Origin of the sequence: Parasediminibacterium paludis (genome assembly GCF_042651445.1) — a bacterium.
Taxonomy (GTDB): Bacteria; Bacteroidota; Bacteroidia; order Chitinophagales; family Chitinophagaceae; genus Parasediminibacterium; species Parasediminibacterium paludis.
In genome coordinates this window covers 1-5,375 of record NZ_JBHSDC010000020.1, presented here as the reverse complement: position 1 = coordinate 5,375, position 5,375 = coordinate 1, and the positions used below count along the sequence as shown (strand labels likewise).

Annotated in this window: 1 protein-coding gene; it reads right to left on the bottom strand. The window is 39.6% G+C overall.

All coding sequences use genetic code 11. The annotated features are described in order from the left end of the window. On the bottom strand, positions 1-5,375 hold a 5,375-nt coding region (locus tag ACFOW1_RS10365; RefSeq protein ID WP_379014092.1), incomplete at both ends, for a beta strand repeat-containing protein.

Sequence of the window (5,375 nt, the reverse complement as noted above, 5' to 3'; positions counted from 1 at the left end):
GTTTAAGGTAGCAATACTATCACAGCCTACCGCATTGACTAAATGTGCCGTATAAATACCCGTTGCACTATACGTAACACCATTAAACAAATAACTACCACCAAATGGTACCTTAATCACAGTCGTTGAAGCACTTGGACTGTTGACGATGACTGTAGCAGAGCCTGATGCCGCATTAACACATGAGGTGCTGCTGGCATCTTGCACTGATACAAGTGTATACGTGAATATACCTGCTGCCGATGTTGGTACACCTACCGTTGCTGTAGTACCTAGAGATACCACAGTTTGCATCGCCCCACCATTTACTTTATAACTAAAGGTGTATGGCGCTGTACCGTTAGCACCTGTAAACGTAATATTTGGCGTATTATTATCTAAACAAACAGCTGTGGTACCACTAATAGTAGCCGTAGGTAATGCATTAACAGTAATAGTGGCTGAACCAGTAATGCTATTCGTACAGGCTGTAGTACTTGCATCTTGTACACTTACCAAAGTATAGGTAAACGTACCTGCCGTACTAGTTGGTGCTAATATTGTTGCTGTATTGCCAGTTGTGACAATACTTTGTGTTGAATCATTATTGATACGATAAATAATTGTATATGGCGGTGTACCTCCAGCACCTGTTACTGATATTACTGGATTGGTGGCATTTTGACATACCGCCGCTGTTCCACTAATTGTTGCTGTAGGTAATGCATTAACAGTTACAGTAGCTGTACCAGTGACACTATTGGTACATGTAGTGGTACTAGCATCTTTTACACTTACTAAAGCATATGTATAAGTGCCTGCTACACCTGTAGGGGCTGCAACTGTTACAGAATTATCAGATGTGGTAGTAACCGTTTGAATGGCACCACCATTAATGGTATAGCTAAAAGTATATGGTGCCGTTGCATTAGCACCAGTGAACGTTATACTTGGACTAGTGGCATTTTGACAAACACTAATAGTACCGCTTATAGTGGCTGTTGGTAACGGATTAACTGTAATATTATTAGTAACCGTAACACTGCAATTATTACTATTGGTAACAGTGTAGCTGATTATTGTTGAACCTGCACTTATGCCAGTAACCAAGCCTGTATTATCTACTGTAGCTATCGCTGCATTAGCACTGCTCCATACGCCCCCTGTTGCGGTATTAGTTAATTGCAAAGTACTATTTACACATACATTACCTAACGCTGTAGCGCCTCCTGTAGAATTAGCACCTGCTATCCAGTTGGATGTTAGACCCGTTAATGCGAAATTGTTTAAAGTACCATTATGACCGCCTGTTGAATTATCATTTAAAGTAGTTAACCCAACATTATTGCCGCCTGCAATACCTTGATCAAATTTGTAATAAGCCTGTAATCCAGACTCGGTACCAGAAAGCTCACTATTCATAGCAGCTTGAATTTGCGATTGGGTACGCGCAACATTCCAAACCCTAACTTCATCAATAGTGCCGCTAAAGAATTGCGTAGGCCCACTTTGTTGTGAACAGCCAATTCCAAATTTAACATTAGAAGTGTGCGAACAGCCATTGGGAATTGTGAAATTATAAGCTACACCATTTTTATAGAATATAATCTGATTAGCCGCTTCATTATATACAACTGCAACATGTTGCCATTGATTTAAGTCAATAGTAGTTGGATTCCAACCGTTGCAACCGTATCCAAGATAAAATTTACCACCATTCATAGCAAGAAAACGATCCCATCCGCCATCTTCTACACTCATAATCATTCTCCAGTTTCCATCATTTGATGTCGGATAAATCCATGCTTCCCAAGTTGTTGTGACCTTATTATTTTCATCGAGATTAGAAGGTAAAGTGGTTACAACGCTATTATTTATTCCATTAAAATTTAAACCATTACCAAATGCTCCAGGTTGTGATGAACCTGCAACTACTGGTAAGGCATATACTGTAACTACTGTAGGTATTGAGGTTGCAGAACAACCCTTGCCGTTAGTAACAGTTACGGTATAGCTTCCAGCCGCAGAAATGGTGGTAGTAGCAGTATTTGCAGAATTGCTCCATAAATAGCTTATACCTGGCGAGGCATTTAAAGTTACCGAACCACCCGCACAAAAACTAATAGGCCCCCCCGCTGTAATAGTGGCAGTTGGCAAGGTATCAATGGTAACAATTGCCGATCCGTTTTGTGATTGATAACAAGTTGAGGTACTTGCATCTTGCACGCCTAATAAATTATAGGTATAAATGCCATTTGTAGCTGTAGATGCAGCTATAGTAGCTGTATTGCCTGTAGAAACAACTGTTTGTGGCGTACCACTATTAATGGTATAGGTAAAAGTATAGGGAGCTGTGCCGGCTGCACCTGTAAATGTGATATTTGGCGCACTAGTATTTTTACAAACTTCATTCGTGCCAATAATAGTAGCTGTTGGTAATGGATTTACTGTAACAGTGGCAAACGCACTAAAAGTGCTAGAACAAACACCACTTGTAACTAAAGCTCTATAATAGGTAGTAGTTGACAGATTAGTAGCGATTAAACTTGCAGTTGTATTGTTTATGTCAGTTGCACTAGCGAAATTTGAACTTGTTGATGATTGCCACTTTGTAACATTGCCAATATAACCGCTTAAGCTAAGTGTTGTATTATTTGTACCAGCACATATCGTAGCTGATCCAATAATAGTTCCGCCTACAGAAGTTGGATTTACTTGAACCATTACCGTAGAACTATAATCTGTGCTACAAGCACCACTTGTAACAGCAGCTCTATAATAAGTTGTAGCAGACAAATTAGATGTAGTATAAGTAGATGACGTACTACCACTACCGCCACTTACATTCGTCCAGTTGGTTAAACCGTCAGTAGATTGCTGCCATTGTATCGTACCTGTATAGCCAGTAACAGAAACACTAGTATTAGTACCATAGCAGATACTACTACTAGGCGCACTTGCGGTACCTCCCACAGAAGCTGGACTAACTAATGTAGCAGTAGAATTTGTAGCAATCCCTGCACTGCAGCCGCTAGTATTTGTATAATTAATAGCAACAACCTTGCTACCACCTGTTAACCATCGTAAAGTAACCGTATTATCTGTACTTGTTAATCCGCCAGAAGTTATTGAATAATCTGTACCCATTACACCTGGCACAGTCCAAATATAGTTAGATTGTCCGGCTTGTGTAGTATAAGTAACGTTTGTACTAATGCAAGCATTAGAACCAGCTTGAGCTGTAAAACTAGGCGTAGGTAATGCATTTACAATAGTAGTAATAGCATTTGATGTTAATGGTGATGTCGCGCCATTCAAAGCATTATAATTAGTAGTTACTTCACTTGCAGATAATGCTCTATTATATGTTTGAAAACTAGATACAGCACCGTTCCATGACCAAGAACCATCACCACCACCACCAATAAACAAGTTGTTACTAGATGAAATATGATATGTCGCAGTTCCTTTTAGTACCCCATCTAAATACAACTTGGCATTATTGGCTATTGCATCTACTACCACTGTATAATTATGCCAATTTTGATCTATAATTGAAGGAGATACACTTTGAGAATTAACTAAAAATGGCGAATTGTTAGAATCCCAAATATTCCAAGAAATTAATGATGTAAAGAACAAATCAGGACCGCTGCCAGGATTGCCTGCATTAAACAACATCACATTAGTATTAGTAAGCGAGTTATTAGCTTTAGCCCATACATTGTAAGTCATCGATGAATTTTTGCTAACTGGTGCACTGATATAAGTATTACTTAAATTAAAATATGAAAAACCACTATTAGAGGCAAATACTGCTGAATTAAGCGTACCATTATTATTGTTACCACTTATATCGTACCAAGTACTTCCAGTACCAGCATAACTTGCTGTTTTATTAGCATCTAAGTTTTGTATTAATCCACTAGTAACAACCGATCCTTTACCACCAGTTGCATTAGCAACAGTCATATCCACAGTAATAACATCATTATTAGATAGCGTATTAGTTGTATAAGTACTGTTAGTAGCACCAGTAATAGCCACTCCATTTTTCTTCCATTGATAAGTTGGATTATTTGCAAATGAAGGCGTTGCCGTAAAAGTAACTGATGTACCTGCACAAATTGTATTAGTAGGCACACTAGATGTAATAGTTACAGATGCAACTGTTATAGTACCAGTTGCGGTTATAGTACCACAGCCACCATTTAATGTAACGGTGTAATTAAAAACACCACTTACAGCAGGTGTACCGCTTATAGTTACCAGATTGTTGCTCCAGTTGCCAGTCACGCCATTTGGTAAACCGCTAAATGTCGCGCCGGTAGCATTAGTGGTAGCATAGGTAATATTTGTGATGGCAGTATTTGCATAAATAGTTTGTGACGTTGTTGCAGCAACTGAAGTTAGGGTAATTGTATTAGTCGGATTCACTGTTACAGTAACAGGAGCCGAGGTTGTAGTACAAGTACCGTCAGAAATAGTTACGCTGTAATTACCGCTTGTTGTCACTGTAATCGCTTGTGTAGTAGCAACTGCTCCTGTCCATGCATAACTGCTTGCAGCATCTGATGTTAATGTCACAGAACCACCAGCACAAAAAGTAGCCGCACCACTTAATGTGATGTTTGGTGTAGGTGGCAATGGATTTACTGTTAATACTAATGTCGCTGCACTATCACAACCCACTGCATTCGTTTTATGAACAACATAAGTACCCCCTGTCGTGTAATTAGTACCATTAAAGCTATAACTACCACCTGCACAGATGCTTGCTGTAGTAATCGAAGTGGATGGTTGCTTTACAGTAACTACTACCGTGTTTGAGATAGCAGCTGTGCAACTAGCGTTGGTTACCACTGCTTTGTAATAGGTGGTTGTAGATAAGTTTGCAGCAATATAAGTTGAATTTGTTGCACCAGCGATACTAATAAACGTATTGTTGTCGGTAGATGATTGCCATTGAATGGTACCTGTATAGCCACTTAAGCTCAATGTGGTGCTATTGGTACCAGCACATACAGCAGCTGTACCAGTTGCGGTACCCGCTACCGATGCAGGATTCACCGTAATAATGCCTACAGCACTAATTGCAGTACCACAGGCACCATTGGTTAATATCGCTCTATATCTTGTTGTTGCAGTAATGCCTGTATAGCTAAGTGTGGTGGTGGTGTTCGATATATCTGTCCATACAACACCCCCATCGATTGAGTATTGCCACTTAGAAACATTACCAGTAGCCCCTGTTAAACTTAAACTACCATTATTGCTGCCACCGCAGTAGCTTGCACTACTCACAGTACCACCTACGGGTGCAGTACCGGTAATAGCGTTGACAGTATAAATATTGGTATATACCGTATTAGAACAGCTATTAACTACTGCTCTAA